The sequence below is a fragment of the Pelodictyon clathratiforme genome (genome assembly GCF_982375515.1).
Genome location: NZ_OZ455102.1, coordinates 1,051,982 through 1,078,479, shown reverse-complemented (window position 1 = coordinate 1,078,479; position 26,498 = coordinate 1,051,982). Strand labels below are relative to the sequence as shown.

At 49.5% G+C, this 26,498-nt stretch carries 28 protein-coding genes and 2 pseudogenes; 10 read left to right on the top strand and 20 right to left on the bottom strand.

The annotated features are described in order from the left end of the window. Window positions 1-47: 47 nt before the first annotated feature. Window positions 48-449, bottom strand: a complete 402-nt coding sequence (locus AC56AD_RS05255; RefSeq protein ID WP_012507833.1) for a MerR family transcriptional regulator — start codon at window positions 447-449, stop codon at window positions 48-50. Between the two features lie 82 nt (window positions 450-531). On the opposite strand from AC56AD_RS05255, the gene AC56AD_RS05250 reads away from it, so the two are divergent. Next, complete coding sequence (locus AC56AD_RS05250; protein ID WP_012507832.1) at window positions 532-2,283, top strand: ABC transporter ATP-binding protein; 1,752 nt, start codon at window positions 532-534, stop codon at window positions 2,281-2,283. Between the two features lie 6 nt (window positions 2,284-2,289). On the opposite strand, the gene AC56AD_RS05245 is transcribed toward AC56AD_RS05250, so the two are convergent. The 5 genes and pseudogenes from AC56AD_RS05245 to AC56AD_RS05225 all read right to left on the bottom strand — a co-directional run bounded on the left by AC56AD_RS05245 (window position 2,290) and on the right by AC56AD_RS05225 (window position 5,112). Continuing rightward, window positions 2,290-2,916, bottom strand: a complete 627-nt coding sequence (locus tag AC56AD_RS05245) for an Lcl C-terminal domain-containing protein (protein WP_012507831.1) — start codon at window positions 2,914-2,916, stop codon at window positions 2,290-2,292. A gap of 230 nt (window positions 2,917-3,146) precedes the next feature. After that, window positions 3,147-3,424 (bottom strand): annotated as a pseudogene (locus AC56AD_RS05240) (IS1634-like element ISPph1 family transposase); the annotation flags it as partial. A 101-nt stretch (window positions 3,425-3,525) separates the two neighbouring features. Continuing rightward, on the bottom strand, window positions 3,526-3,828 hold the full coding sequence (locus tag AC56AD_RS05235; protein ID WP_012507830.1) for a hypothetical protein: 303 nt from the start codon (window positions 3,826-3,828) through the stop codon (window positions 3,526-3,528). After that, window positions 3,825-4,550: a nucleotidyl transferase AbiEii/AbiGii toxin family protein gene (locus AC56AD_RS05230; RefSeq protein ID WP_223293993.1), complete on the bottom strand. Its 726-nt coding sequence runs from the start codon at window positions 4,548-4,550 to the stop codon at window positions 3,825-3,827. The genes AC56AD_RS05235 and AC56AD_RS05230 overlap by 4 nt, the downstream gene beginning before the upstream one ends. A 1-nt stretch (window position 4,551) precedes the next feature. Next, window positions 4,552-5,112, bottom strand: coding sequence for a recombinase family protein (locus AC56AD_RS05225; RefSeq protein WP_012507828.1), 561 nt, complete (start codon window positions 5,110-5,112; stop codon window positions 4,552-4,554). A 161-nt stretch (window positions 5,113-5,273) separates the two neighbouring features. On the opposite strand from AC56AD_RS05225, the pseudogene AC56AD_RS05220 reads away from it, so the two are divergent. The 4 genes and pseudogenes from AC56AD_RS05220 to AC56AD_RS05205 form a co-directional block, all read left to right on the top strand. Next, window positions 5,274-5,783 (top strand): annotated as a pseudogene (locus AC56AD_RS05220) (DUF4158 domain-containing protein); the annotation flags it as partial. A gap of 5 nt (window positions 5,784-5,788) precedes the next feature. Beyond that, window positions 5,789-6,058, top strand: a complete 270-nt coding sequence (locus AC56AD_RS05215; protein ID WP_012507826.1) for a hypothetical protein — start codon at window positions 5,789-5,791, stop codon at window positions 6,056-6,058. Between the two features lie 236 nt (window positions 6,059-6,294). After that, complete coding sequence (locus tag AC56AD_RS05210; protein WP_499052204.1) at window positions 6,295-6,492, top strand: DUF2281 domain-containing protein; 198 nt, start codon at window positions 6,295-6,297, stop codon at window positions 6,490-6,492. A 14-nt stretch (window positions 6,493-6,506) separates the two neighbouring features. Continuing rightward, window positions 6,507-6,824 carry a PIN domain-containing protein gene (locus tag AC56AD_RS05205; RefSeq protein WP_223293992.1) on the top strand — a complete coding sequence of 106 codons (318 nt, stop codon included), beginning with the start codon at window positions 6,507-6,509 and terminating at the stop codon, window positions 6,822-6,824. Window positions 6,825-7,021: 197 nt separating this feature from the next. Here the strand turns inward: AC56AD_RS05205 and AC56AD_RS05200 are convergent, their stop codons facing one another. The 8 genes from AC56AD_RS05200 to AC56AD_RS05165 all read right to left on the bottom strand — a co-directional run bounded on the left by AC56AD_RS05200 (window position 7,022) and on the right by AC56AD_RS05165 (window position 17,448). Beyond that, window positions 7,022-10,573 carry an SUMF1/EgtB/PvdO family nonheme iron enzyme gene (locus AC56AD_RS05200; RefSeq protein ID WP_012507823.1) on the bottom strand — a complete coding sequence of 1,184 codons (3,552 nt, stop codon included), beginning with the start codon at window positions 10,571-10,573 and terminating at the stop codon, window positions 7,022-7,024. A gap of 88 nt (window positions 10,574-10,661) precedes the next feature. After that, window positions 10,662-11,768: a glycerol dehydrogenase gene (locus tag AC56AD_RS05195; protein WP_012507822.1), complete on the bottom strand. Its 1,107-nt coding sequence runs from the start codon at window positions 11,766-11,768 to the stop codon at window positions 10,662-10,664. Window positions 11,769-11,938: 170 nt separating this feature from the next. After that, on the bottom strand, window positions 11,939-12,352 hold the full coding sequence (arfB, locus tag AC56AD_RS05190; protein WP_012507821.1) for an alternative ribosome rescue aminoacyl-tRNA hydrolase ArfB: 414 nt from the start codon (window positions 12,350-12,352) through the stop codon (window positions 11,939-11,941). A gap of 2 nt (window positions 12,353-12,354) precedes the next feature. Beyond that, window positions 12,355-12,951: an HAD-IA family hydrolase gene (locus AC56AD_RS05185; protein WP_012507820.1), complete on the bottom strand. Its 597-nt coding sequence runs from the start codon at window positions 12,949-12,951 to the stop codon at window positions 12,355-12,357. Between the two features lie 194 nt (window positions 12,952-13,145). Further along, window positions 13,146-13,475: a type II toxin-antitoxin system RelE/ParE family toxin gene (locus tag AC56AD_RS05180; RefSeq protein ID WP_012507819.1), complete on the bottom strand. Its 330-nt coding sequence runs from the start codon at window positions 13,473-13,475 to the stop codon at window positions 13,146-13,148. Next, window positions 13,472-13,753, bottom strand: coding sequence for a type II toxin-antitoxin system Phd/YefM family antitoxin (locus AC56AD_RS05175; protein ID WP_012507818.1), 282 nt, complete (start codon window positions 13,751-13,753; stop codon window positions 13,472-13,474). The genes AC56AD_RS05180 and AC56AD_RS05175 overlap by 4 nt, the downstream gene beginning before the upstream one ends. A gap of 97 nt (window positions 13,754-13,850) precedes the next feature. Beyond that, entirely contained in the window at window positions 13,851-15,563 is a 1,713-nt protein-coding gene (locus AC56AD_RS05170) for an IS1634 family transposase (RefSeq protein WP_012507817.1), read from the bottom strand. A 331-nt stretch (window positions 15,564-15,894) separates the two neighbouring features. Continuing rightward, entirely contained in the window at window positions 15,895-17,448 is a 1,554-nt protein-coding gene (locus AC56AD_RS05165; RefSeq protein ID WP_012507816.1) for an SUMF1/EgtB/PvdO family nonheme iron enzyme, read from the bottom strand. A gap of 281 nt (window positions 17,449-17,729) precedes the next feature. Between AC56AD_RS05165 and AC56AD_RS05160 the strand changes: the two genes are divergently transcribed. Next, complete coding sequence (locus AC56AD_RS05160; protein ID WP_012507815.1) at window positions 17,730-17,999, top strand: YgiT-type zinc finger protein; 270 nt, start codon at window positions 17,730-17,732, stop codon at window positions 17,997-17,999. Window positions 18,000-18,109: 110 nt separating this feature from the next. On the opposite strand, the gene AC56AD_RS05155 is transcribed toward AC56AD_RS05160, so the two are convergent. The 5 genes from AC56AD_RS05155 to mutS all read right to left on the bottom strand — a co-directional run bounded on the left by AC56AD_RS05155 (window position 18,110) and on the right by mutS (window position 22,989). Next, entirely contained in the window at window positions 18,110-18,334 is a 225-nt protein-coding gene (locus AC56AD_RS05155; protein WP_012507814.1) for a hypothetical protein, read from the bottom strand. Then, window positions 18,331-18,474 carry a hypothetical protein gene (locus AC56AD_RS05150; protein WP_397233741.1) on the bottom strand — a complete coding sequence of 48 codons (144 nt, stop codon included), beginning with the start codon at window positions 18,472-18,474 and terminating at the stop codon, window positions 18,331-18,333. Before AC56AD_RS05150 ends, AC56AD_RS05155 begins: the two co-directional genes overlap by 4 nt. A gap of 57 nt (window positions 18,475-18,531) precedes the next feature. Further along, window positions 18,532-18,822: a DUF2281 domain-containing protein gene (locus tag AC56AD_RS05145; RefSeq protein WP_273279110.1), complete on the bottom strand. Its 291-nt coding sequence runs from the start codon at window positions 18,820-18,822 to the stop codon at window positions 18,532-18,534. A gap of 124 nt (window positions 18,823-18,946) precedes the next feature. Continuing rightward, a complete protein-coding gene (locus AC56AD_RS05140; protein ID WP_012507812.1) occupies window positions 18,947-20,371 on the bottom strand; it encodes a B12-binding domain-containing radical SAM protein in 1,425 nt (474 codons plus the stop codon). Beyond that, a complete protein-coding gene (gene mutS / locus AC56AD_RS05135; RefSeq protein WP_012507811.1) occupies window positions 20,371-22,989 on the bottom strand; it encodes a DNA mismatch repair protein MutS in 2,619 nt (872 codons plus the stop codon). Before mutS ends, AC56AD_RS05140 begins: the two co-directional genes overlap by 1 nt. A gap of 184 nt (window positions 22,990-23,173) precedes the next feature. Here mutS and AC56AD_RS05130 point away from each other — a divergent pair, with 184 nt between their 5' ends. The 4 genes from AC56AD_RS05130 to mdh all read left to right on the top strand — a co-directional run bounded on the left by AC56AD_RS05130 (window position 23,174) and on the right by mdh (window position 25,339). Then, complete coding sequence (locus AC56AD_RS05130; RefSeq protein WP_012507810.1) at window positions 23,174-23,611, top strand: hypothetical protein; 438 nt, start codon at window positions 23,174-23,176, stop codon at window positions 23,609-23,611. Between the two features lie 87 nt (window positions 23,612-23,698). Further along, window positions 23,699-23,989, top strand: a complete 291-nt coding sequence (rplU, locus tag AC56AD_RS05125) for a 50S ribosomal protein L21 (RefSeq protein ID WP_012507809.1) — start codon at window positions 23,699-23,701, stop codon at window positions 23,987-23,989. 37 nt (window positions 23,990-24,026) lie between these two features. After that, window positions 24,027-24,281 (top strand): 50S ribosomal protein L27, encoded by a 255-nt coding sequence (gene rpmA / locus AC56AD_RS05120; RefSeq protein ID WP_012507808.1) that lies wholly within the window; start codon window positions 24,027-24,029, stop codon window positions 24,279-24,281. 125 nt (window positions 24,282-24,406) lie between these two features. Next, window positions 24,407-25,339, top strand: a complete 933-nt coding sequence (gene mdh / locus AC56AD_RS05115; protein WP_012507807.1) for a malate dehydrogenase — start codon at window positions 24,407-24,409, stop codon at window positions 25,337-25,339. Window positions 25,340-25,440: 101 nt separating this feature from the next. Here mdh and AC56AD_RS05110 read toward each other — a convergent pair whose 3' ends face one another. Continuing rightward, window positions 25,441-26,490, bottom strand: coding sequence for an agmatine deiminase family protein (locus AC56AD_RS05110; RefSeq protein ID WP_012507806.1), 1,050 nt, complete (start codon window positions 26,488-26,490; stop codon window positions 25,441-25,443). Between the last annotated feature and the right edge of the window lie 8 nt (window positions 26,491-26,498).

Genomic DNA, 26,498 nt, shown 5'->3' with positions numbered 1-26,498 from the left:
GAAATCAGGGAAAACAAAAAAACCGGTCAAAAGCCGGTTTTTTTGTTTTAGCCGAGTAAATGAAGAATATCCTCAATCTCCTCTTTTATCTCTTTCAGCAGCACCATGCGGCGTTCGTCAACCACTCCATGACGATTCTTCTCCTGACCGATCTGTTTCTGCAGCTTCAGAATTTCAGTCGTTTTATGGTCAGTTTCACTATTGCGCAGAACGCCCTTGACTATTTCACTCGCTTTTCCGAGGCGATAACCTTTTTCGTAGACCAGCTCCTTGATATTGAGAACCATAGCAATATCACGGTTGGTATAACGCCTGTTCCCCCGTGTATCCCGCGCCGGAGTCAGCTCATTAAAAAAACCTTCCCAATAACGGAGCAGATAGGCAGGAACACCGGCAATTTTGGCGACCTCACCGATAGAGTAATAATTTTTGATTGCATCAAATGCCATAAGAGCGCAGAAATAAGGGTGAAATTTTGTTTTCCCTATTCTTATTATACATTACTACCGTCACTTCAAAAATTTATGACGGATGAAAAATCTTCTTGGTCTGAAACCTTATCTGTTAAGGTATAAAAAAAATCTCTGGTCTGGCTTTCTCTTCATCATTCTGACCAACCTCTTCGCTGTCATCGCGCCAAAGTACATCGGTCTTGCAATCGATACCATGAATCGGCATTTTGCGCTTTCGGATGTTCTTCGCGATACGGGCCTCTATTTTCTCCTCTCCCTCTTAAGCGGTTTTTTTCTCTTTCTTGTACGCCAGAATATCATTGTTGCATCACGGCATATTGAATATGACCTGAAAAACGACTACTACCAGCATCTGCAGAAGCTTCCCCGCAGTTTTTATAATACCACCAGTACCGGTGATCTCATTTCAAGAGGAACAAACGACCTGAATGCCATAAGAGAGTTCCTTGGACCCGGCATCATGTACTCCCTCAACACCTTCTTCAGACTCTTGTTTGCACTGATTGCCATGATCGCAATCTCTCCAGAACTGACTCTCTTCGCGCTGCTACCCGCTCCTCTTCTCAGCTATTCTGTCTATAAAATAGGCAGTTCCATGCAGAAACGCTCAAAAAGCATCCAGGAGAGCTATGCCGGAATTACCAATCTGGTACAGGAAAACCTCTCTGGCATCAGGGTTGTAAAAAGCTATACCCGAGAATCATTCGAAATCAACCGCTTTGAATGCCTGAACAAAGAGTACTATCGCAAAAACCTCTCTTTGGGAAAACTGCAGGCACTCTTTTTTGCTTTTCTGACCTCCATGACAGCCCTTTCGCTGCTTCCCGTTATCTGGGTCGGTGGTATAAACGTCATTAATGGAAGCATGACCGTCGGCGGGATTGCACAATTTATTGTCTATGTATCCATGCTGAGCTGGCCCATCATCTCAATCGGTTGGGTCACCAGTATTGTGCAGAGAGCGGCATCGGCCCAGATTCGGCTGAATGCAATTTTCAACGCCAAACCCGATGTCGCCGAAACAGAAAATAAGGGCCAAAAAGAGGAGTCTTTCAAGGGGAAACTCTCATTTCGGGATGTACAGTTTCATTATCCCGGTCAGGAGAAAAATCCCATCCTGAAAAAAATAACGTTCGACATTGCTGCAGGATCAAAAGTTGCAATCGTCGGCGCAACAGGTTCGGGCAAAACAACACTGGTCAACCTCATACCGAGGCTCTACGAAACTGTACAAGGGACAATACTCTTTGACGGTCACGACATCCGAAGCCTGCCATTGAAAACCCTGAGGGAACTCATTGGCTTTGTCCCCCAGGTCAACTTTCTCTTTTCCGATACCATTGCCCGCAATATCAACTGGGGAAGTCGTAACGAAGATGCTGATATGGTAATTGAAGCAAGCAAAATAGCGATGCTCTATGGTGATGTTGAAGAGTTCCCTGATGGCTTTGAGACCATGCTTGGTGAAAAAGGAATCAACCTCTCGGGCGGACAGAAACAGAGAGCCTGTATTGCACGAGCCATTGCATGGAAACCCCCTCTTCTGATACTTGACGACGCACTCTCAGCCGTCGACACCGGAACCGAAGCCCGTATCTTTGAGGCTCTTCTGCAAAAACTTCCCGAGACCACCATCCTGCTGATCAGCCACAGAATTTCAACCGTAAAAAACTGTGACCGCATCATCGTACTGAAAGAGGGCTCCATTGTCGAAAGCGGAACCCATGAAGAGCTCCTGCAACAGAAAACCCTCTATGCAGAACTTTACAACCAGCAACTACTCGAAGAGGAGATCTTCTCCCTCTCATAAGTGAGATCAAAAAGCCCGGACAGGCCGAACAAGATTGACATGGGTTTTATTGGTGGCAAACTGCTTGCCATTGGAGAAACACTGAAACCATGCATGGTCTGCACTATCCTCCGTTGAACTCCAGTAGAAATTAGGTACAAGACCCTCAACAGCTCCTCTGTTGAGATAAAGCTGGTTCAGCTCCTCCTTGCTCGGTAAAAACCAGTCGCTGTAACCACCACCGCGATACATTGACGCAACGGCTGAAGCGCTTTGCGGAAAAAGTGCTACAGGATATTTTGCCAAAATCTTTCTCGTATTTTCTGCTCCTTCACCAATGGCCGGGCTTGTATTCGATAGCATCTTCTCTGCATAATCAGGACGAACCGCATCTCTATATTGGCCGGTACTCCAGCGATATGCCCCAACAACCTCCCCTGCACCATATGCATCGATATAGGAGAGATCTATATCCTCCCTGGCAGCAATCAAACCATGCTGCCCGGTACTATCAACAAAAAAGACAATACCCCCACTGTAACTATCACCAATCTTCGCGGCAAACGAAAGAGCCGAAGACATAATAACCATAGTTAATCCGACCAACATTGACACCATGCTCAGCCGGGCGATGCCTGATTTTATCCTGTTCACTTTTCCTCCTTGATAAGTGGAAATTTCAATAAAAGCACCTTCCTGAAGTTAACGATTCTGATCGGAAAATCAGTGAACATTTCAGGAAGTCAATCGCCCGAAGAAAAAAGAAATCTGTACATGATGCAAGCTGTTATCCCTTTGCGTTGCGAATCAACTCATGAATAATTCTGCAACTATCCGTTTAGACCTTCGCTCTCGTTCAATCAGCCTCCCACTTTTACTGGATAGCTTGACCCTTTGAGGGTGACGATTGTGCTGCGTATTGCGCCAAGTTCATCAATTCCTTCCGGTACCGTGCATTCACATTTTTTCCAGAGTTCTGATAACTGCCTCTCGATTTTATAGGCAAGCATAACGGCAAAGAGATGGCCACGAGTGCTCGCTTCGGTTCGCACATGAACCGGTCTGATTTCAAGATGACTTTGCTCACATAACAGCCGTCCAGCAGAGCGACTCCTTTCAGGATTTCTTCATTGACTGTTACCATGAACACCCTCTCCTGATAAAACTGCAATCAGCAAGGCTTAGCAGTTGATCCCTGCTCAGGTTTCGGGCGACGTTGCAGGGGTCTGCTCACGAAACGGAAAAAATAGCACGTTAAGCAGTTTAAGTTAAATCCAAAAGCCGGGTACGGATCGGCAAAGGCGGAATTGGTTGCCGTCCACATTTTAGGTTCCAGTATGCCCACGAGCGCACATCAAAAACGCCAGGTGGAGCATGCTCCAAAACCTCACAGAATTCGTCATTCCCCACGATGCCTTGCAGCGCTTTTAAATCTTCAGGCGTACCAAAAGTCATAACATGCGCAAGAAAATGCACTGGATCAGCAAGTTCTTCCTCTGGCGTATTGAACCATACAACCCGACGTGCCACGTTTAAAATTTCCGGAGTAATGGGTAAAGGTTTCATGATGTTGGTTCGTTTTCATCCGTCCGCTTGGCATAAGGCGTTAATATGGGAAGAGAGGCTGGATCGACAGATGCAACTGCAATACTCAACCGCTTGCGCACATCTACGGATAAGGTTGGAAGATCATCAAAAAAGGAGAGTGCCTTCAATGCAATCATAGGGTTGAAGCTGCGTCCATAAACGACACTGCCAGCAGCTAAAGCGTTTGGCAAGTCAACACCGTGTTGTAACAGCGCATCAATATCGAGATAGTCTTTTACCTCTGCCCGTTTTTGTATTACAGCTACTTTCGTTCCTGCAATGTCTAACAGGGATGCGACATAGATTGAACCTCCCTCGGCCTGATCGCGAGGTGTAACCTGCCCAAGACCAAGACCACCAAAAAAAGAGAGCAAAACAGGGCCGTCACGCTCAACACGGCAAGTCAATGTATTTTGGCCAACCTGCACGCGCTCCGCTCCCTTGAGATAAGGAAGAGCATCAGCCAGATCATCCGGATCAAAAGGCTGATTAGAAAAAAAATCAAAATCAACAGAAGTCCTGTGCCCCAAACGCAAAGCAAGCGCCGTTCCGCCGTAAAGCGTAAATGTCGATGGCGTAGCGTCAAGTTCCGGCCAGAGCAAAAGCTGCGGTGGCGGAAGAATGGATAGATTAGGACTAAAAATCATGTCAAATTGATTTTGTTTAAATGGAGTCACCTCAGAAAACGGAAAAAATAGCACGCTAAGCAGTTTTGGTAAACTTCATGAGTCTTGATACCGTAGCTGGATGGACATTAAAAAGCCTGGCTGCATCCGCTGCGGTTTTCTGTCCAGACGTAACAAAATGGATGATCTCTTTCTGTTGCTCTGAGGTGAGCTTTGGTCGGCGACCTCCAACACGCCCTTGTTTGCGTGCGGCATCCAAACCGTTGCGCGTGCGCTCTCGAAGCATTGCCCGCTCGAACTCCGCAAATGTCCCTACGATTTGCATCATCATGCGGCCACCGGGCGAAGTAGTGTCAATTACTTCCGTCAGACTACGAAACCCAGCTCCTGCTTGATTAATCTTCTCCATAAAAGTCAACACATCTTTCAGAGAGCGTGATAAACGGTCAAGCTTCCAGACAACCACCACATCGTCCTTGCGCAGTTGCTCTAACAACCGATGCAATTCTGGCCTGTCCCATCGGCCCCCGGAAGCTTTCTCTTGAAAGATCATTTCACATCCGCCAAATTCCAGCGCGGCAATTTGTGCTTTGGTGTCCTGATCCTTGGTGGAAACACGCGCATAACCGATAAGCATCTCTACCTTCCTATTGCATAAAGTTATTGCAAATGATTATAATTTAGCAATAACTTTATGCAATGCGCAATGCCTTTATTTCTGCTTGATCAATAATCGTTGCGGAAACGTCCGTTTCTGCAACAGCATTTTCCAATTCATTTTAGACGTACTATTATTCCATGCCTCGTCGATCTCTTTTTTCCACTGCCGAACGAGAAAGCCTTCTGGAGTTGCCGAAGGCCGAAGATGAACGGATTCGGTACTATATGTTTAACGAGGCGGACTTGTCTTTCATCAATCAGCATCGAGGGTCTGCAAATCGCCTTGGGCTTGCTGTGCAGCTTTGCTACTTGCGTTTTCCTGGAATTATTCTCAATGTCGATCAGAGACCGTTTCCGCCGGTATTGAAACTGGTTGCTGATCAGCTTGGAGTGGCGGTCGATCAATGGAACAAGTACGGACATCGCGAACAGACCCGCCGTGAACACCTGCTTGAGTTGCAGGGGTGGCTGAAGCTTATACCATTCGGTATCGCTGAATACCGACAAATCGTTTATCAACTCGCTGAACTTGCCCAACAGACTGATCGTGGTATTGTGCTTGCCGAAGCATTGATTGATATGCTGCGAAATCAAAGCATTATTTTGCCAGCCATTGACGTCATAGAACGTGTCTGTAGTGAAGCATTAATGTGATGAGTGCCATTCAGGGCGGATTACCTGACAGCCTTGCCGAGATGCACAGGCTCTTCGGCAACAAAGTCAGTTTACTCGTTCAGGATAACAGGGAGATGTCAAATCCACAAACCATGATGGGATGGAAACATCTGTCAATACTTTTATCGGAGGGAAATCATGAACAAATCAAACAGCGCCTCAGTCGCACCATCGAGCAACTCTTCGCAACCGGCGCCATCTCAGCCCCATGTTATCAGCAAGCAATCGGAGGAGTTCCAATGGGATGAAACGATCGTTTGGCTGGAAAAGATCAACAAAAACATGCAACGGATGTCGCAAGATGAGAAATATCGGCTGGAAATTGCGAAAGATCTATCATAATGTGCCAGAGAGATTCAGAAAAATGCATTCCATTTCTGGCACGTTACTCATGAAAATTCGTTAGATCGACGTATAAAATTTTCTCTCACCACGTTTTGCACAAGGAGAACCAATGACAACAACAGAGAAAATATACCGAACGATGCAAGAACTTCCAGAACCGATGCGTCATGAAGTGCTGGATTTCGCTGAATTTTTCAAGCAGAAAAAATCAACCGATACACCCGGATCAGGAAATCTTGCCAAACGTATTCAGGAGCACTTTAAAGGCTTGAATGCTGAAGATATTGTTATTCCATCACGTCAGTTCCCCCGCACTCTTCCGCAAGTTGAGGATTGATGATGACCGCTTTTTTGATTGATGCCAACGTCCTGTCGGAATTAATGCGTACGCAGCCAGAGAGTATACGCCGAACTCGGCTGGAAAATGCAGCACAAAAAATGTTTTCTGCAGATTTTACTGAACGGTGCCTTCCTTTTGACAAACATGCCGCAATCGTTTATGCAGAACTCGTTGCCCATCGAAAACGCATCGGAAAACCTGTTTGCACAGAAGATGCCCAAATAGCAGCTATCGCGGTAACCGAAAACCTGACACTTGTCACCCGAAACATTAAGGATTTTACAGAAATTGAAGGCCTGAAACTGATAAATCCCTGGGAAACAGCTTGAGGGAAAATCGTCGAACTGCATTGTCATTCAACAATCTCCATATATGGCAAAATTGTACACTCTCAGGCTATCTTGCTTGAAAGTCTGGCCAAGCGAGTAGCTACATGCTGATTGAGATCGCCATGGGAGCACAAAAAAAATGCCGAGCTGGGACTCGGCGCTCCCTGGGTGATCACAATTTTTCAGAGTTTCAGATATCAGAGGATCAGATGTTCAGGAAGAAAAGAATGACTGGAACGAATCACTCGAAAACCCACATTGTAGCTGCCCCAGTTCCCCGGAAGGTCGTCGTTCCGGGAGGAGCAGCGCAGAGCATCAGCTTTACTGCTATAATACGAACCTCCCCGCACCGAACGGTACCCTTCTTTTTCGCCATACCAATCATCCGTCCACTCCCATACATTACCTGCCATATCGAAGAGCCCTTCCGGCGTGGCGCCCTCAGGATAACGACCAACCGGCGTTGTAGAGCCTTCATTCGAATTATAATTGGCAAGTTTTGGCGTTGGCTCTCCCCGCTCTTTCGGCCAGGGGTAGGAACGCCCCTCCTCACCTGCAGCAGCAAATTCCCACTCCATTTCTGCAGGAAGCCGGTAGAACACATCCTTGTCGCTTTCAAGCAGTGAAAGCCAGAGACAATAAGCACGGGCAGCATACCACGTTGCTATCACCGGCTGATCATCCTTGTTGAATCGCTTGTCGTCATCGTACCTGGAAGCAAACCGTTTCGACAACTCTTTTTCTTGCTGCAACCAACTGCTGAACTCCTTGATGCTCTCTGCCAGGGCTGACAAGTGTTTCTTGTAGCTCTCAAAAAGCAAGTTTCCAGCAACATCACTCCCTTTTGTCTCAAGGAAGCTGATAAACTGGCGGAAAAGCCGATTGGTCACCGTGAATTTTGCCACGTAGAGGTCTGGCACCGTTTCCCGCTTTTTCGTCAGGGAGTAGTCGAAGCTTCCGCCCTTGATCAGGAGATACTCGGCGCCAAGGGGATCATTGAGAGTGCCAGCTACAAGAGGCCGCTCTTTGGAAAGTTCCGAGAGGTTGAACTGCTCCACCACCTCAAGCGCCTCTTTATGGGCCTCCAGCTCGCCAATGGCGTTGAGGCACTGCAACAGGTAGCGCTGACGGTTGAGGGTGGTCTCTGGCTCCATCAGCTTGCTGCGCAGTGCATCAAAACAGATCTGCGGCGCCTCCTCGATGAGAGTGGTCAGCAAATCCTGCTGCTTCTGCGTCATCTCTTCACTGACTGGCGAGTTGAAAAGCTCGCGCATAAAGGCGTCAAAGGTTGCTGCATCAGCCTGGCCAATAAAAAAGCGCAAGGGCTCATTCCACCAGTCGTCGCCGAAATACCCGGCAAAAGTGGCCATGCGCTGCTCCCTGCCCCACTCTTTCTGGAGCTGCAGACCAGCCATGTACTCCCTGAACGATTTGTGGCGAAAAAGGTACTCCCTGTCGCGATACTCCACCAGCAGACCGGCGCGGTCAACAAGGTTCCGGCAAAACTCCTCTGCGCTGTAGCGCTTGGTCAGCGTCTTGAGTTGAATCTGCATCTGCTGCTGCATCGCCCCCCGCTCAACCTCGTCGCGTTTTACCACCTCCTGCATCCAGAGCGAGACTGGAGCGAGTACACGCAGGGCATCTTCTGCCGGAAGGAGAGGCTCAAGACCCTTTTGACGGTCGCGGTAATCGAGTATGTAGTTCAGGGCGGCTTCATAGAGTTTCAACCGACTGGCTGGCAGATAGTCCCGATCTTTCCAGAGCATGGCCATGATCTGAAGCAGCAGGGGCACTCTGGCCAATGCCTGCACGCCCCTGTTTTTCTCCTGGGCCAAAAAGAGCACAATATCCTTCGCTTTCCGCTCGGCTTTCTCTTTCTGGCTCTTCTCCCACCGCTCCTGTGTTTCGCTCCCTGGCTTCAGCTCGCCGAGATATGCCGCCCTGAACCATTTCTCAAGAAACTCCTGCTGCTGCTCACTGGTAAAATCCATGATGTCGGCCCGCGTGTGACGGGAGGCAAGCTCAATCCCCTCTGCCTTCCTGTAACCTGTGGAACGGGAGGTGACCACCACTTGCGCTTTTTTAAAGCTGGCGACAATCCGGTCAATCCATCGGCACGCCCTGATGCGCTGTTGCGGGTCACTGATTTCATCAAGACCATCAAAGAGGAGGAGCGTGGGCCGCTGTTGCAGCCAGCGGGAGAGGTGCTTCTCTTCAATGTCAAGATTGTGCAGCGCCGACCACGCAATGAGATTATGGGAGATCGGCGCATAGTCTCCATTCTCCACGATGAGGTCACGGAGTGGCAGAAAAACCACGAGCAGCGGCTCAGTGAAGCCAAGCCTCTTCCTGTCGTCAAGAGAGGTGAGGGCATAGTGCTTGAGCAGCGTGGTCTTGCCGGAACCGGGGTCGCCAATAATGAGCAGCAACCGTTGTTGCTCAAACACAAGGCGCATCACCTCCTCCGGCTTGCGTATCTGCTCATGGAATTTCTGCTCCTGTTCCTGTTCGGACGACTGACACGCTTCACCAACATTGAGGTCACAGTCGCTACGCCAGCCATCGGAGAGGCGAAGGGCAACAAAGGTATCCGTCAATCCTACCGGCACATTTTCGAGCGCATGGGTACCGAGAAGGTTGCTGATATCAAGCTCCCTCCTGAGCGCCTCGTGGTAGTCATGAAGATGGTCGCGGTCGAGCGTCGTGAGCGCCTGTGCCTCTCTGACATCGGGGCTCACCCGTTTCGGGAGAGAAAATGTGCCGATATAGGAGGGCGACGGAAAGATTGCGGTATCAAGCGCCCACACTTCACGCGGCTTGTCGTGGTAGCATATCGGAAAGATGGTCACCCGGCCACTCTGTGCGGTGGCATACATGGCGCAATTAGGCCACTCGCGTGTCTGGTATGATGCCCCGGCACCAAGCTTGAGGTAACCGCCATGCTGCGACACCGTGCATTCTGTGTCGGTCTCATGGTAGTGACCGTGCAAGAGCAGGTCAACCGATGCACCAAGAGTGGCCCGGATGTTTGCACGCTCAACCGCGCTCAGCCAGTCGAGCGGATGGTGCAGCAGGGCAAGATTGAGGTCTGCCGCCTGCTCCTGCAGCGCTTTCGTCGCCTTGTCGAGGCAGCGGCGACCGAGCAGCAGCTTGCCATGATCCTGATCGTCAATGCAGAAAAGAGCGCTGTTCAGCAAAAGCATGGCCACCCTGACCTGCCGGATCTGCACCACTTCAACGGTGCTGCAGGTTGTGTCGGTCGGAAAGCTGCGAAAACCGGCAAAATAGCTGTTATACCATGCGCTGTAAGCCTGAAGCTTCTGAAACTGGATCGCTATGGCCACTCCTGCGGGATCAAAAAACTTGTCGGAGCTTGCATCGCTGTCAAGGGTTCTTGGCAAAAATTCGTTCACCGTGCGGTCAACATCGTGGTTGCCGGGTACCACGAAGAGCCGCCTTTTGTCAAGCCCGGCAGCGGCAAGCAGGTCATCAAAAAAGAGGGTTGCCTGCCGGTACTCTTCAGCCTTGCCACTATGGGCAATATCGCCGGTAACCACAATCAAATCCGGTACGCGCCCCTCTTCGCGGAATTGCTTCACTGATGCAACAAGCGCACGAAGAATCACCTCCTGGTCGTAACGTCCCCGGTCGCTGAGATGCAGATCCGAAATATGCAGCCAGGTGAGAGCCGAATCAAGCTCACCCGTGATTTTCAGCACCTCCTGATATCCCTTTGTCGCTTTTGTCATCTCATTAAGCGTGGTCTGAATGGCGGAAAACTAAACCCGAAAGTTGCCCCACAAACGCTTCAGCACTGTTTGACATGGCTGTTCTCCTTTATGGTTGATGAAAACTCTTCCCTCTTCGTGCTTGCCCGATGCTGTCTGCCGCAATCATGGCGTCAAGCACTTTTTCTGCTGTGATAGTACCCGCTTCGTGATGAATGGACTGCGCTTGATCGCAAGCCTTCTCCGCCACCAGCATCAACTTTTGGCGGTCAACCTTTCCCAGCCCGATATCGGCAAGGGTGGTCGGCAACCCGATCTCTTCACAGAATGAGAAAACGGTTGCGGATTCATCCGGCGATGCGTCCGTGAGCTGAAGCCCGGCCAATACACCAAAGGCCACTTTTTCTCCATGCCAGAAGGAGTGGGTTTCGGCCAATGCGGTGAGGCCATTGTGGATGGAGTGGGCCGCCGCCAGTCCGGCGCTTTCAAAGCCTATGCCACTCAACAGAATGTTCGCCTCAACAATGCGCTCCAGTGCCGGAGTAACAATGTGGCTCTCACCGGCAATTTTTGCCGCCGCGCCATAGGTGAGCAATGTTTCATAACAGAGTCGGGCAATCCCGAATCCCGCCATGGTGCCATACCCGCCACACTCGTTGACCGAGTGCGTACGCTCACACGATCGAGCTTCGAACCATGTCGAGAGAGCGTCTCCCATCCCGGACACCAGAAAGCGTACAGGCGCCGCGGCAATGATGGCCGTATCAACAAGCACCACTGCGGGATTCATTTTCTGATAATAGACTGCTTCGAAAATCCCCTCCTTTGAGTAGACCACTGCACAGCCACTGCACGGTGCATCGCTTGAGGCAATCGTGGGAATGATAATCACCGGTATTCCCGCCCGATCTGCGACAATTTTCGCAGTATCAATAGTCTTTCCTCCGCCCATGCCAACGACGACATCTACACCCTTTTGCGTGACAATGGCCGATAACCGGGCCAACTCCTCCTCACAGCACTCACCCCGGAAGCGCTCAACGAGAAGAGCATCGAGGCTCCAGTCGAAACCACACAAGGGAAGCACCTTGTCGTAAACCGAGGGTGAGGCCACTATCAGCCCCTTTTTGCCCAATACACTCAATAATGCAGGCAACTCGCCGACAGCCCCGACGCCCTGAATATATTTTCCTGGAAAAACAGCTTTCCTGAACATGCGAACCTCCCTTTTTTCGAGCAATGAACTGTAATATAGTTGTGGTAGCTTTCTGAAACTGACGGCACAGGGTCACTCCTGCAACATCAAAAAAGTCATATCGTCAGGCACGGTCTGAATGGGTGAGAAGTACACCCGGGATTTGCCCCTGGTCATGTGATAGATACCGTTCAATAATCAATCGGCCCTCTTGTCGCCTTTACTGCTCCCCGCTTTACCTTGCTCTCAATACGCCTCTCTTTTGAGCTTTTGGTGGGGGAAGTAGGCTTGCGTTTTTTAACCGGCAGAGCAACATGCTGAAGCAACGCCTGCAGCCGCATCAGGGCATCCGTCCGGTTCTTCTCCTGTGATCGGTACCGTTGCGCCTTGATGATGATCACCCCATCTTTTGTCATGCGGTGATCCTTCAGAAGTAGCAACTTTTCACGGAAATCCTCAGGAAGCGACGATGCCTTGACGTCAAAACGCAGGTGAACAGCGGTTTCAACCTTGTTGACATTCTGGCCGCCCGCCCCCTGCGCACGCATGGTCTGCAGCTCAATTTCCTCATCAGGGATGGCAATGGTTTCGGTAATCTGCAACATGCTCAATCCTTATTTTCATATAGCAACGCAAGGGTATCACGCCAGTTATGAAAGAGTATACTCCTGATACCGGCTTCTGAAGCCGATGCACAGTTTTCCTCCTTGTCATCAATCAAAACAAATTCATCAGCCCCGCACCCTGAATTTTCGAGCACACGCTTAAATGCTTCGACACTGTTTTTCATCTTCCCCTGTTCAAAGGAGAGATAGTAGCGATCCGCATCCCGCAGTACAGGATAATTATTGAGCAGAAAGGTAAAATGGAGCGGGTCAGTATCACTCATGATCCAGATGGAATGGTGCTCTTTGAGCCGTTTGACCGCCCCAACAGCGCCCTCGAGCGGTTCAAAAATATCCTGCCAGCGCAGTTTCAGCTCGTGCAGCGGCATCGTTCTGGAATGAGGGTCGATGGCAATCACGTCAAGGTATTCGAACGGCGCGATAAAGCCGGTTTCAAGTTTAGCTTTCAGCTCGCCAGTACAATATTTCCGGTAGATCTCCTGCGCACCTGAAACCGAATCCAGTGCCACATCCCGACAGAAACGCATAAAATCCACCGACACCAAAACACTGCCTATGTCAAGAAGAATAATGCTCATGGATACGGATTCAGTTGCTGGTAGATGCCTCACTTGTTGCTCTGTTCAGGGAAATATATGCCATTGCAGCTTATTTCAGGCACACCGCATACGGCAATGTTAGCATGGAGAGCATGTTGACGGGCTTCTACCGGAAGAGTCAAACACTTCACCGCTGTTTCAGTTGCACAGGATGGATATTTGGGCAAGAGCAGTTACAACTGAATGAGTCGGTGCAAAAGAATATCTTCAACATTACGGCGACTATCAAGCACCGCCGTTATATAGACATTGCTGTCGGCTATCCGGTACAACACCCTCCACGGCGAAACAATCAGCTCCCGATAGACAAAAATGCCGCAGGAATGAAGCTCCGGAACAACCCTGCCCCGCTCGGGAAACGTATACAATTCCGCCGCTCTATCCTTGATTTTTTCCAGGACATGCAAGGCATTCTGCACAGTATCAACTGCAATAAAGGCTATAATCTCTCTGAGATCTCTTTCTGCAACATCAGTCCATAACACCCTGTAGCCTGCGCTCATGACAACGGCTCTCTCAAGAGGCGTTCAAGATCATTGAATACATCCTCTTGCTGGCGAATGTTCCCTTTGCGGATATCCTCTTCACCCTGAGCAAGCAGCTTCAGCAGGCCAAGCGCATTGCGCATCTCTTCATAGCTTTTCGGATCCTGAAGAACAGCTCTCGGCTCACCGTTCTGGGTAATAATAACCGGACGACGCGTATCGTTGATCTGATCAAGAAGATCCGCCGCTTTTACCTTAAGATAGGTGACCGGTTTGATGTCGGTAGTAATATGCATCTCTCCCCATATTTCATAGTTTCTGAAGATACAATATAGTACGATATTCGGTCTGGCGAAAGTCTGGTATCCTGAAAGTCGGATAAAGCGCACACTATCATGAGGTCACTCCCAGATATTCCAGGAACAGCCGATCTCTGGCTACGGATTCAGTAGACCAGCGGTAGTTGCCCATGACAGTTCGTACTTGAGTCGTCTCAATGCAATCGAACCAATCCAGAATCTGAGCGAGAGATCGTTGCTCAAGCCACTGGTCCAATTTTTTTTCGAGATTGACAAGCGCTTTGGTTTTTTCGCTTCCGTTCTTTCCAAGCTCTGCCCGCATTTCCTTGATTTTCTTGGTCAGGAAGCAATGATACCCCAGTGACACAAACTGTACGAATTGCCTTCCCCGCAGGTTGTCTGGATGCCATGTGCGCGGCCTTGCTCCATCAAGGCCTCCCTTCACCACGGCGAAGATCTCCTCTATTTTTTCACGCAATCGATAGTCTGCCAACGCTGTGAAGGTCTTCATGGCCTGATTGCTGACGAGCGCAAAATAGCCGAAGTATTTCGTCGCTTCGACAATGGCCTTGTCGTTGAAACCGACCCTCAATTGTCCACCACGCCCCTTTTTTGAGCAGATCAGATATCGCTCGATTTTTCGTTGCGCAGATTTCGTGAACTCCATCACCCCATCTTCTACTTGAGCTTTGAGTTCAAACAGCTCCTTGCGGAAGTCGAGCTGCTTCTTGGTGTCGCTGTTAGGGGAATAGAAGACATGGACATAAAGGCGGCGCACGAACCTCTCTTCTTCTCCGCTCAGCTTGCCGTTTCGCGACAGTTGGCGCACTCGACCGAACTCGTGCATTCTCATCGCCGTGGCGCCGCAAACCGACGGATCAAACTGGCAAGTGCTCGACATGCCCGCCAGCGTCTCCCGAAGCGCATCCACCGTCTCGCGAACCCAAGTGATATTGGGGTCAACCAGAGTAAGGAATTTCATGTTGCGCAAGGCGAATTTCATCATGTTCCCCTCACTGTAGTAGCCGTTATCGGTAACGATCAAGGGTTTCTCAAGGTTAAAGCACTTGAGTTGCTTCAGGGTGTTCTCAATGGATATGACGTCCGGAACATTGCCAGGCTGCTTGGCGAATGCTAACGGCTCGCGTTCCTTTACGGAATACAAGGTTAGAAGCTTGATGGTTTTCAGTCCGTCACCATCCTTATTGAACCCATGCCGTGCTTCCGACTGGTTCTCGGAGTAGGTCGATATCGTGGTCGAATCAAACGCCAGCACAGGTGCCTTGCCCAGGCGATCCGCCCGGAAGGAGAAGTAGCGCTGCACGCGGTCTTCGTCGCACCCGACACATTTGAACAAGTCACTGTAAACGTCTTCAGTGATAACTTCGCTGTAGGGAAGGGAGTGCATTACCTGCCAACCCTCAAGGCGTGGCAAGGTGTTTCCGCCGGAACCGATCCAGTAACGCGCAATAGAGAGAATCTTGGCAGCGTCGCCCTCGCTGAACGAAGAACGCACGTCATCGTCAATGCCGGAGGCTTTACCGACCCACTCCAGAAGATCCGTGAGGCCACTGTGCCTGCGTAGCGCACCAACCAAGCCCCCTTCATTTTTGCTTTTTTTCGGGCGTGTAGGGATTATCTCCTGTGTTCCCGACTTGATTTTCCCTTGGAGCTTCTGACTGACGGTATAGGTCTTTCTGGTTCGTTCATTATAGCCTGTAACCCGCTCATAGATGTAAATATCGCCATTCGGGCGCCTTTCACGCCGTTCGCCAACGTGAGTTTTTCCAGTTACTGGTTTAGACACGGGGTATTCTCCTTTTTAAAGTGCGTTTCCCATTATACATACGTACACGTTAAAAAGCAAGAAAAAAGCGCGGTTTTTCTAAAAAAAACACAACTTTTTTTGAAATAGTGCTCAGGTGGCGATGTTTTTCAGTTAATGTGTGCGCTTTATCCGACTTTCAGGGTTCACGACAGAGGTCTCAAAAATCGGGCCGCCCAAGGCGGTCTCTTCTATGGTTCATGCCAACCTGCTCGGTTGAGGTGTGCGGCGCTGCGTCCCTTACTGCCGCTCTCCTCAACCTTGTTTTTGGCTCCGCCTGGCTCAAAAGCAAAGTCAGAAAACTGCCAACTGACTACGGCTCACAGACAACACGGAAGCCAACATGATTAAGACTGTTTTCAGGTGGATAATAACCACGATTAGCCGACCGGCAACGCCCGGCATGTTGATCCCAGCAACCACCACGAATTACTCGCTGAAAAGTATCATCGGAACTACCATAGGGACCATACCAATTTTCGCACCACTCCCATACATTACCATGCATGTTGTACAACCCCCAATTATTTGGAGCAAAACTATTCACTGGAACAGTATTCTTACGAAACTCACCTTTCTTATTATGATCATAAGGGAAATGACCATTATAATTTGCCTGCGATGTAGTGAGATTGTAACCCGTATTAAACGGCGTTGACGTTCGACTTCCTGCTCGGCAAGCATACTCCCATTCTTCTTCCTTTGGCAATCTAAATGTTTTCCCTGTTTTATTCGAGAGCCATTTGCAATAACTTATTGCATCATTCCAGCTCACATAAATTACCGGATGATTATCCTCGTTTGCTGGTCGCCGACTGCCCAATACGCCACACTTCCAGTCACGCTTACTTCTCACTTGTTCAGCATCAGTAAGATATTCCGTGGCCTCAATAAATTTCCTGAACTCTGAAACCGTCACCTCATAACGGCTCATGTAAAAAGCACTCAGACGCACCAGATGCTGTGGTCCTTCATCATCATATGCCTCATCTTCGCTTCCCGGACTGCCCATAAAAAAAGTACCACCACGAATTGGCACAAAGTTGAGCTGTGCCATCTCAACAGCAACATTTGTATCCGCTGGCAGATTTTTTCCAGAAACCACTTTTTCAGTGCTGGATACTACCGATGGAACAACAGGCTCTACTGCAACAACGTTGAGCAGTGCTTTCTCGGCAGCAACATTCGTGGCCACTGGTGGATTGTTGCCAGGAACCACTTTTTCGGGGCTGGATACTTCCAGAGGAACAACAGAATTTCCTGTTTTATGGTTTATAAAATAAAAAAGACCGACAATAATCACTGCGAGAGCAACAACCGCCCACACCGCCTGCTGTCGTTGTATTTTGGGGAACAACCGCTCTGACGAATTGTTTTTCGTTTGAAATAGTGGCGCTTTGGGTACTGCTGTTGGTACAACGGTGCCTCGTTCTGCTGACTTTGGTGCTGGTGCAGGTTTGACAACATGCGGTGATGCTGAGGAAATTTTTGACTCTATCGCAGCAAGGAGTGACTGGAATGGTGGATAAGAACTATTGTTTTTCCAGCCTGAAATATCAGCAGCCTGAATACGCCTGAATCCTTTTGGTGCATCAACCGTATCAAGAAACAAAGGAACAAGAACCCCTCTTTGTTTGGCCTCATCAGCTTCCTCTTTGACCCAGTCAGAATTTACCGAAGAGTGCGACCAGACAGCAAGCACACAAGACGACTCTTCCAGCGCTTTTCCAATAAAGCTCTCCCATGTTTCACCCGGCGGAATTTCCAAATCCCAGAAAACACTCCAATTCCGGTGTTCAAGCTCTTTGACAATTGGCCTGACGCGCTCTTGATCTTCACGAGCATAGCTGACAAAAATATCGGTCATGAATCCGTTTCAGGTTTTCTTCTGCAGCAAATTGTCCTAAGGTCATAAAGAATATAACCTTTTACCCTTATTTTTCAGGCAGCATCACCCAAATTCCCGCAACTACCGCATCAAATCCTTCCGCGCCATCCCGTACATGTGGACATAGAGCAAATTGAATTTAATGCACTCCGTTGATACTCCGGTTGTTCATCCTGTAAATCAGCATCGCAGAAATAAATCTGAACACAATTCGCCATGTTTCGGAATAGTAAATTTCTGCTAAAATCTGACACTGGAGCATGACTGAGAAGGCAAACAAAGCAATGACCCCGTTTGAGCTATGCCCGGTATGCGGTGGAGACGTGATTGAAAAAGAGGTTGAAAAATTGATTCTCGGGGGTAATAATACCGCTGTTGTACACGTAAACGCTGAAGTCTGCACCCATTGTGGTGAACGATTATACTCGAAAAAGACGATCACGTTGTTTGAGCATATCCGGTCACGTCTTACAACTGGTGATGTTGCAGGCTTCCTTCCCATGGGGCAAACCTATAAAGTTGCCGGTTAAACACGGATAACCTGACGCTGTTGAGCAACGTTGAACTACAAATAAGATGCAGGGAGATATTGTGCGATACGCACTTTGCTCTATCCGGCGTGCTCAACCCTAAAGGCAATTCATGCGGCTACAGTCACAGTCGATAATGCGTAGACTTTTTTCGCATATTTACTGGCAGTAGCAACATCACCCGTTTTCAATGTTTCTCTCACACGGTCGAGTTTTAACGCATCATCAAGGCTGATATAAGATGCCCACCCATCTTCAGAATCGATGATCTCAATTTCAACATCTGCCGCATAGTTACCTTCGTGAATAAACTTTGTATGTTTTCGGGTATTCATCTTTTCCTCCTGGTGAAATTATCATCCCACTTATCGGGATCTGGACGATAAGCGGTTATAAGAACGGCTGGAGATACTTTTCCTCGGGCGATTCCCCAAACCACATGGACAGGTTGCCGATTTTGATCCTCTTGCAGCACAAGAACGCAGGATTTGATTTGAGTATCCCCAAAATGAAATTGGTATCAAGAAGATAGTTATTGCCATTCATCCCGTAGTCGTTTCTGGATTTCTAACGGATCACCGAAAAACGTGGCGGAAGTCTCCAGACCACCAACTATATCGATCAGCATCTCTTTACCTGATGCACGTTCATCTGCCATTTTTTTTTGCAGGAACTCGGCAAAATCAAGTATCTCAGCCACTACCGGTTCAGGAAGCTCTTTTGCTGCATGATAAAGTTTCTCCGCTGTAGTCATCTGGATTCCCTGTTGCTGAACATGATGATCTTCTGTTTTTTTTGACAGCACTTCACGTATGATAATCATAATGTGTAGAGATACGTAAAAAATGGGGGTGGGAATAATATAATGGATGGACCGACGCGTGGGGGCGCGGGAACCGCGCCCCTACGCGGGTTCATGACCGGGATATCATTCGTATAAACCGACGTTAATCCAATTCGTGCAATTGGCGGGTTAAATCTTTGCGGGCTATGCCGTACATGTGCACATATAACAAATTGAACATGAGCACGGCGGAGCGGAGGCGGGGGGCTCGGGCGGCTCGCTTTAGGGCGTTCTGGACGGTAAAGACCCGTTTGGTGAGGGCGGTGTAGCTTGGGATGAACTCTTGCAGTGGTATGCGCAGGGGTTTGTAGAGCATCTCCTGGCCCCATGAGAATTTGAAGGCGTCGTGATCGTGCGGGGAGTGGAGCAGGCGGCCTTCGAGTGCAAGTCGGTCGAAGACACCGGTGCCGGGAATGGGGCGCAGGAGGTTGATGCCGGGTACGTCGATGCCGGTCTCTTCGATGAAGGCTTCAAGTTTTGCGGGGAGTTCAAGGCTGTCTTCGTCGAGGCCGTAAATGAAACTGCCGTAGACGCAGATACCGGCTTTTCGTATGTTTTTGATGCACTCCACCTGACGGTTGGAGGGGTTATGGAACTTTTTGTGGGCGTGATTGCTGCCGTCATCGAGGCTTTCGATGCCGACCAAGAGAGCGCCGCAGCCTGAGCGGGCGAAGGCGTCAAGCAGTCGAGGCTTTTCACCGAGGGCTGTGGTGGCCTGGCCTACCCAACTGATCCTGAAAGGTTCGAGTTCGCGGAAGAGTTGTTCAGCGTACGTTTCGTCGGCGTTAATGGTGTCGTCGAGGAAGAAGAAGATCCGCTTGTCCTCTTTAAGGAACGTTTCAACCTCCCTGAGGACGGCTGGAATGCTCCGGTGACGCAGTCGGTGGCCGTTCATGACGTGGACGTTGCAGAAGTCGCAACTGTAGGGGCAGCCCCGGGTGGTCTGCACGACGTTGGTGGTGAAGTAGCTCTTGATGTCGAGCGCACTTTTACTGACGGTGCGCTCAATGGAGAGGTCGGGAAAGCTCTCAACCCGGTACTCTGCTTTCAGGCTGCCGCGAAGCAGATCCTCCTGCACCTCGCGCCAGATGTCGTCGGCCTCCCCTATCACCAAAGCATCGGCATGGTCGCGGCACTGCTCGGGGAAGATGGTGACGTAAGGGCCGCCAAGCACTACCTTGATTCCTCGGGAGCGGAGCGCATGGGCAAGCTCAAAGGCAGGCTTGACCGCTCCGGTCTGGACGCTGATACCTGCCATATCCCAGTGCTGGTCGAGGGGGAGCTTTTCGAAGCGGAGGTCGCAGATGGTCTGGCTCACTCCCGGCACAACCTGTGAACTGAGAATCATCAGGGCGAGGGGAGGAATGGCAAATTGCGCCCGCCGGATGATGTTGCTCAGGGCAGAGTCTTTCAGTGAGGTGAAAATGCTTCGTTTGGCTGAGGCGCTGTCGAGTGAAGCCGCTCCGTCAACGCCGCTGTCGGCCTGAATAAAGATGAGCAGAACCCTCTTCTCCCCTGCAACCGCCATCAATAGCCACCCCCGTTGCGTGCCAGCTCCTGCAGCTTTTTTAGCTCCAGCAGGGCATCGAGAGGAGTTAAGCGGTCGAGGTCAAGAGCCTCTACCGCGTTGCGAAGCTGGTTGTCGGACTCTTCAAAAAGGCTGATCTGCATACTTTTTATTTTTGGTGGCCGGTTTTGGGGAATTTGAATGTCGCGCTTCTCCATCCCCGCAAGAATCTCTTTGGCCCGCGAAATCACCTCCGCAGGCATTCCGGCCATTTTGGCCACTTCAATGCCATAGCTGTTGTCGGTGGAGCCGCGAATAATCTTGCGCAGAAAGATGACGCTATCGGCGGTTTCGACGACGGTTGCGTTGTAGTTTACCACCCCGGGCAGACGACTTTCCAGTTCGGCAAGTTCGTGATAGTGGGTTGCAAAAAGGGTTCTTGCCCCGATTGAACGGCAGATATATTCGCTCATCGACCAGGCAATCGACATCCCATCAAAGGTGCTGGTTCCCCGGCCAATTTCATCGAGCAGCAGCAGGCTTTTTGATGTGGCGTTGTTAAGAATGCTTGCCGCTTCGTTCATTTCGACCAGAAAGGTGCTTTCGCCGGAAGCGAGGTTGTCGGAGGCGCCGACCCGTGTAAAGATTCGGTCAACAAGCCCGATTTCCGCCCGTTCAGCCGGAACGAAGCTGCCTGCCTGTGCGAGCAGAACAATCAGGCCGGTCTGACGCAGAAAGGAGCTTTTTCCGGCCATGTTGGGGCCGGTTATGATGAGCATCTGCTGTTTTTCATCGAAGTGGCAGTCATTGGGCACATAGGGATCCTCGGCGCTCATCATCCTTTCGAGTACCGGGTGACGGCCACCAACGATAGCAAGCTTTTCGTGCGTCATGATCTCCGGTTTGCAGTAGCCATATTCAGAGGCGCAGAGAGCAAAGGAGCAGAGAGAGTCGATTTCGGCAATCAGTGCGGCATTTTCCTGTATCGCGGAGGCGTTCTCGGCAATAAGCAGGCAGAGGTCGTGAAAGAGCTGCGCTTCGAGTAGAAAGCTTTTCTCTTCGGAGTTGAGAATCTTCTCTTCATACTCTTTCAGGGCTGGAATGGTATAGCGCTCGGCATTGACAAGGGTCTGTTTTTTTTCATAATAGGCCGGTACCTTGTCGATGTTGGCTCGGCTGATTTCGATATAGTAACCGAAGACCTTGTTGAAACTGACCTTGAGCGATGAGATGGTGGTGGCTGCCCTCTCCTCCTGCTGAATCTGTAGAAGACGATCTTTAGCGGTCGAGGCAATGGTGCGGAGTTCATCAAGTTCTGCGTGATATCCGGTGCGGATGTAGCCGCCATCACGCATGGATGCGCCCGATTCAGGGTCAATTGCCTGTTCAATAGATGCCGCAAGTTCCGGGAGCGGTTTCAGATTGGACGCGAGAGCGATGAGCCGGGCCGAGCCTGCCTCACGAAGCAGTTCCTGAAGAATCGGAATAGCCGAGAGTGATAAACCAAGCTGACGAACCTCTCTTGGGATGGTACGGAACGTGGCAATACGGGCAAGGCAGCGCTCCAGATCATTGATGGCGGATAATTGTTCGGAAAGAGCCTCCCGCATTTCGCGGCATTCGGAGAGTTCTCCCACAGCATCAAGCCGCATCCGGATCTCATCAACCCGCTTCAGCGGTCTCTGCAGCCAGCGACGCAGAAGCCTTGCCCCCATCGGGTTGCGGGTGCGGTCGATCACCTGAAGCAGACTTCCATTCTGTGTGCCATCCTGCATGGATGAGATAATTTCAAGATTTCTCTTGGTCTGCAGGTCGAGGGTCATATACTCGGCGCTGTGCAACTCCCCTATCCGGGTAATGTAGTGCAGACGATTCTGGCGGGTCTCTTCGATATACTGGAGAATAACAGCAGCCGCTACCCTGCCCGCCCGGTTGCCGTCAATGCCAAAGCCTTTCAGGGAGTGGGTTTTGAACTGCCGTGAAAGAACCTCCTGCGCCTGATCTTCGCTGAACATCCATGAATCAAGTTCTGTAACAAGCGTCTCCGACGAAAGTGCCTTTTTCAGGAGTTCCGACCGCTCCTTCTCGGCAGAGGAGACAAGAACTTCCGAGGGGTGAAGTGAAAGAACAAAATCCTTGAGCTCTTCGATATGAAGCGAAGCAATTTTGAATTCAGCCGTGGTAACATCAATAAAGGCGACACCGGCAAGAAGCGTCCTCCCCTCCTTGAGAAAGGCAACAGCGCAAAGATAGTTGTTATGGCAGTCGTCAAGCACCTTGTCGCTGTAGGTAATGCCAGGAGTGATGATATCGGTGATTTCCCGGCGAACAATCCCCTTCGCATCCGCAGGATCTTCAACCTGGTCGCAAACCGCAACCTTGAACCCTTTTTTGACCAGTTTGGCTATATATCCTTCACTTGCATGATGCGGGAAGCCTGCCATGGGGATTTCCGCTGTGCGTTTGGTCAGCACAATATTCAGCGCGGCTGAAACCGTGACTGCATCGTCAAAAAAGGTTTCATAAAAATCACCCACCCTGAAAAGCAGTAAAAAATCAGGATATCGCTCCTTAACCTCAAGATACTGCCGCATCATGGGAGAATGCTCTTTCTGTATGGTACCCTCGGCTTTGCTCATGGTGCTGATAATGCGATGATGAAACCCCTCAGAGATCGGAAATCCGGCCTGTTTTTTCAAAAAGAAGCTACTGCAGCACAACTTAATAAACAAGAGCCGGAATCGCTCCCTGCAACTTGACAAGGGCTTCAGGAAACAGTATGTTCAAGGAAGAGTATAGGGATAATATTTCGACTGGTGAACGATGGTTTTTCACACGATACTGCGGTTTCTGCACATCATCTTTTTTGCATCCTGGTTTGGTACCATTCTGGCGTCACTCTTCCTCCTGAAAGCGCTTGAAGAGAAACTGACCAGCAGTGAGGGTAACCATGAAGAGTATGCCTCCCTGCTCCGGCGCTTTCTCAAACTGGAGACAAAAGTTGCCGATGTTGCCGTCATCGGGGTCATCCTCACGGGTATCACACTTGCGGCACTTTACCACGGATGGACAATCTGGATTTTTGTAAAATCCCTTCTGATCGTGCTTCAGATTGCCCTGACCATCGGTTATATCATGCACTCAGTCCGCAACATCTCCTATCCCTGTTCCAGGCAGGAGTTTGGAAACTGGTACCGTCTTTTTGGGATCTCTCTCATCATGTTTACGCTGGTACTCATGGTCACTTTTTTTCTTCTCTGAATCAAGGAGAACGATATCCATTCAGTAATTTGATTTTCAGGGAATTAATACTATATTTGAGACCTTTATCACTAAAATATTTGTGTAATGCAGGCGCTGATCAAGATTTCCGACAAACAATATCTGGTAAAACAGGGGGATACGCTTTTCGTTCCCAGACAAAAGAGTGCCGTTGGCGAAACCATGGCAATCAAAACCATGGCACAAATTGACGGAGAAAATACCGTTCTGAACCCTGCAGGGAGCATTCAGGCAAGAATTCTTGGTCATGTCAAGGATGAGAAGGTAATCGTTTTCAAGAAAAAACGCAGAAAACGCTACCAGTCAAGAAACGGACACCGTCAGCAGATGACCCAGATCGAAGTTCTTTCGCTGTAAAAAGAAAATTCAGGATTTTTAACGTTAATTTTTTGCTATGGCTCATAAAAAAGGTGGCGGATCGACAAAAAACGGTCGCGACAGTAATCCGAAATATCTCGGAGTAAAGGCTGCTGGTGGCTCAACCGTGGCCGCAGGCACAATCATTCTTCGCCAGAGAGGCACTGTTATCAAGCCGGGCATGAATGCTGGTCTTGGACGTGATCATACCATTTTTGCTTTGATTGATGGCGTGGTTACCTTCCGCAACGGACGGAACAACAAAAAGCAGGTCAATATCCTCCCCTGCTGAGTTGGGCTTGCGAATAAATAAGGTTACATCGAAAAAAGCCGTCTTTTTCAAGAACGGCTTTTTTTATTTTCGATAGGCGCTTCTGCACATGTCACAAACTAAACTAATCTAACTAATCTATTCATATGAAAATAACAGTTATCGGAGCGGGAAATGTAGGTGCTACTGCCGCCCTTCGCATTGCTGAAAAACAGCTCGCAAAAGAGGTTGTGCTGATTGATATCGTTGAAGGCATCCCTCAGGGAAAAGCTCTCGACATGTACGAGTCCGGAGCTGTCGCTCTTTTCGATACCACTGTCCTTGGATCCAACGATTATAAAGATTCTGCAGATTCTGATATTGTGCTCATTACTGCCGGTCTGGCAAGAAAACCCGGCATGTCAAGAGAGGATCTTCTGAAGATAAACGCCACAATCATCAGGGATGTTACCACAGAGGTGATGAAATATTCAGCCAACCCGATCATCATCATGGTCTCGAACCCGCTGGATGTGATGACCTTTGTTGCATGGAAGGCAAGCGGTCTTCCAAAAGAGAGAGTAATCGGTATGGCAGGTGTTCTTGATACTGCGCGTTACAAAAATTTTATAGCCGAAGCATTGGATGTTTCCATGCAGGATATCAGCGCAATGGTACTTGGCGGTCACGGAGATTCAATGGTGCCGATCGTAAATTATACCAATGTTGCCGGTATACCGTTAACAGAACTGCTTCCGCAGGATAAGATCGATGCACTGGTAGAACGCACAAGAAATGGCGGCATTGAAATTGTCAACTATCTGAAAACCGGCTCTGCGTTCTATGCACCGGCAGCATCTGCAGTAGAAATGATTGAGGGAATCACCAAGGATCGTAAACGTATTATCCCTTGCACAACCCTTCTTGAAGGTCAGTACGGTATTGAGAGTGTTTTCTGCGGTGTTCCTGTCAAACTCGGAAAAAATGGTGTTGAGCAGATTCTTGAAATCAACCTCACCGCCTCCGAGCTGGAAGCACTCCGGAAATCCGCCGCTCTTGTTGAAGAAAACTGCAAAAACCTCGCAACTCTTCTTGGATGAACACTGAGTTCTGAATGAACTGGTGTACATTGAAAAAAGCGGATGAAAATCCGCTTTTTTCAATATTGGGCAAGCAACAAAACAGTAGGGTGACAGACCAGTTACTCAGCACATGCCGGCTCTTCGTGAGTAATGCAATGAATGGCGCCGAGGCCCCATACAAGATCGGAACAATCGATACCAACAACCCGCCGGTCAGGGAAAAATTCCTGCAGGATATCTATGGCTTTCTGATCCTGCGGACATCTATAGGTCGGAACAAGCACCACCGTATTGGCTATATAGAAATTGGCATAGCTTGCCGGCAGACGAAACCCTTCAAAAGAGAGTGGGAATGGCATCGGTAGTTTAACCACGGTGAGCGGATGACCACCAAGGTCGGTAAAGCTCTTCAGTCTCGTGTAGTTCTCCTGCAACGCTTCATAATTCACATCCGATGGATCATCCTCAACAGCAATCACCACGGTTGTCTCATTGACAAAACGGGCCATATCGTCAACATGACCGTCGGTGTCATCACCAACAATACCATCACCAAGCCAGAGAACTTTTTCAACGCCAAGATAGTGATGGAGTTCCTGCTCAATCTGCTCGCGACTCATTGCAGGATTGCGGTTTGGATTCAGAAGGCAGGCTTCACTGGTCAGCAGCAGCCCCCTTCCGTTGACATCAATTGAGCCACCCTCAAGAACCATCGCAGGTGAAACAAGCGGCAAGTGCTGCAGGGAAGCAATTTTTTCCGGAACCGCATTATCGGCCTCATAGGATGTATATTTTTCACCCCAGGCATTATACTCCCAGTTCAAAATAATTTTTTCACTTCTGCCCTCTCTCTGACGGAAAACAAAGTTCGGCCCATGATCCCTGCACCAGGCATCATTGGTCGGTATCTGGTAAAAAAAAAGGCGATTCATCTGCAGTTGGGGATGGTCTGCATTACGAAACAAGGCGAGCACCTGCAGCTCCATCGCTTCATCAAGAACGTTAATATGCACCTCCTCGGAAGAGCTCAGCCAGGATACAATTTCTACAAAGACGGCAGGAATAGGCTCAAACTTGCCTGGCCAGGTCTCAAGCCTGTGAGGCCAGGAGAGCCAGGTCGCCTTATGAAAAGCCCACTCAGGGGGCATGAAATAACTCAACTCAGTCATAAAAAAAA

Excerpts from the sequence above, each read along its gene's own strand:
- AC56AD_RS05255 (WP_012507833.1), bottom strand. The coding sequence starts at position 449 with ATGGCATTTGATGCAATCAAAAATTATTACTCTATCGGTGAGGTCGCC.
- AC56AD_RS05250 (WP_012507832.1), top strand. The coding sequence starts at position 532 with ATGAAAAATCTTCTTGGTCTGAAACCTTATCTGTTAAGGTATAAAAAA.
- AC56AD_RS05235 (WP_012507830.1), bottom strand. The coding sequence starts at position 3,828 with ATGAAACCTTTACCCATTACTCCGGAAATTTTAAACGTGGCACGTCGG.
- AC56AD_RS05225 (WP_012507828.1), bottom strand. The coding sequence starts at position 5,112 with ATGCTTATCGGTTATGCGCGTGTTTCCACCAAGGATCAGGACACCAAA.
- AC56AD_RS05215 (WP_012507826.1), top strand. The coding sequence starts at position 5,789 with ATGAGTGCCATTCAGGGCGGATTACCTGACAGCCTTGCCGAGATGCAC.
- AC56AD_RS05210 (WP_499052204.1), top strand. The coding sequence starts at position 6,295 with ATGCAAGAACTTCCAGAACCGATGCGTCATGAAGTGCTGGATTTCGCT.
- AC56AD_RS05200 (WP_012507823.1), bottom strand. The coding sequence starts at position 10,573 with ATGACAAAAGCGACAAAGGGATATCAGGAGGTGCTGAAAATCACGGGT.
- AC56AD_RS05195 (WP_012507822.1), bottom strand. The coding sequence starts at position 11,768 with ATGTTCAGGAAAGCTGTTTTTCCAGGAAAATATATTCAGGGCGTCGGG.
- arfB (WP_012507821.1), bottom strand. The coding sequence starts at position 12,352 with ATGTTGCAGATTACCGAAACCATTGCCATCCCTGATGAGGAAATTGAG.
- AC56AD_RS05185 (WP_012507820.1), bottom strand. The coding sequence starts at position 12,951 with ATGAGCATTATTCTTCTTGACATAGGCAGTGTTTTGGTGTCGGTGGAT.
- AC56AD_RS05180 (WP_012507819.1), bottom strand. The coding sequence starts at position 13,475 with ATGAGCGCAGGCTACAGGGTGTTATGGACTGATGTTGCAGAAAGAGAT.
- AC56AD_RS05175 (WP_012507818.1), bottom strand. The coding sequence starts at position 13,753 with ATGCATATTACTACCGACATCAAACCGGTCACCTATCTTAAGGTAAAA.
- AC56AD_RS05165 (WP_012507816.1), bottom strand. The coding sequence starts at position 17,448 with ATGACCGATATTTTTGTCAGCTATGCTCGTGAAGATCAAGAGCGCGTC.
- AC56AD_RS05160 (WP_012507815.1), top strand. The coding sequence starts at position 17,730 with ATGACTGAGAAGGCAAACAAAGCAATGACCCCGTTTGAGCTATGCCCG.
- AC56AD_RS05155 (WP_012507814.1), bottom strand. The coding sequence starts at position 18,334 with ATGAATACCCGAAAACATACAAAGTTTATTCACGAAGGTAACTATGCG.
- AC56AD_RS05145 (WP_273279110.1), bottom strand. The coding sequence starts at position 18,822 with ATGATTATCATACGTGAAGTGCTGTCAAAAAAAACAGAAGATCATCAT.
- AC56AD_RS05140 (WP_012507812.1), bottom strand. The coding sequence starts at position 20,371 with ATGGCGGTTGCAGGGGAGAAGAGGGTTCTGCTCATCTTTATTCAGGCC.
- mutS (WP_012507811.1), bottom strand. The coding sequence starts at position 22,989 with ATGAGCAAAGCCGAGGGTACCATACAGAAAGAGCATTCTCCCATGATG.
- AC56AD_RS05130 (WP_012507810.1), top strand. The coding sequence starts at position 23,174 with ATGGTTTTTCACACGATACTGCGGTTTCTGCACATCATCTTTTTTGCA.
- rplU (WP_012507809.1), top strand. The coding sequence starts at position 23,699 with ATGCAGGCGCTGATCAAGATTTCCGACAAACAATATCTGGTAAAACAG.
- rpmA (WP_012507808.1), top strand. The coding sequence starts at position 24,027 with ATGGCTCATAAAAAAGGTGGCGGATCGACAAAAAACGGTCGCGACAGT.
- mdh (WP_012507807.1), top strand. The coding sequence starts at position 24,407 with ATGAAAATAACAGTTATCGGAGCGGGAAATGTAGGTGCTACTGCCGCC.
- AC56AD_RS05110 (WP_012507806.1), bottom strand. The coding sequence starts at position 26,490 with ATGACTGAGTTGAGTTATTTCATGCCCCCTGAGTGGGCTTTTCATAAG.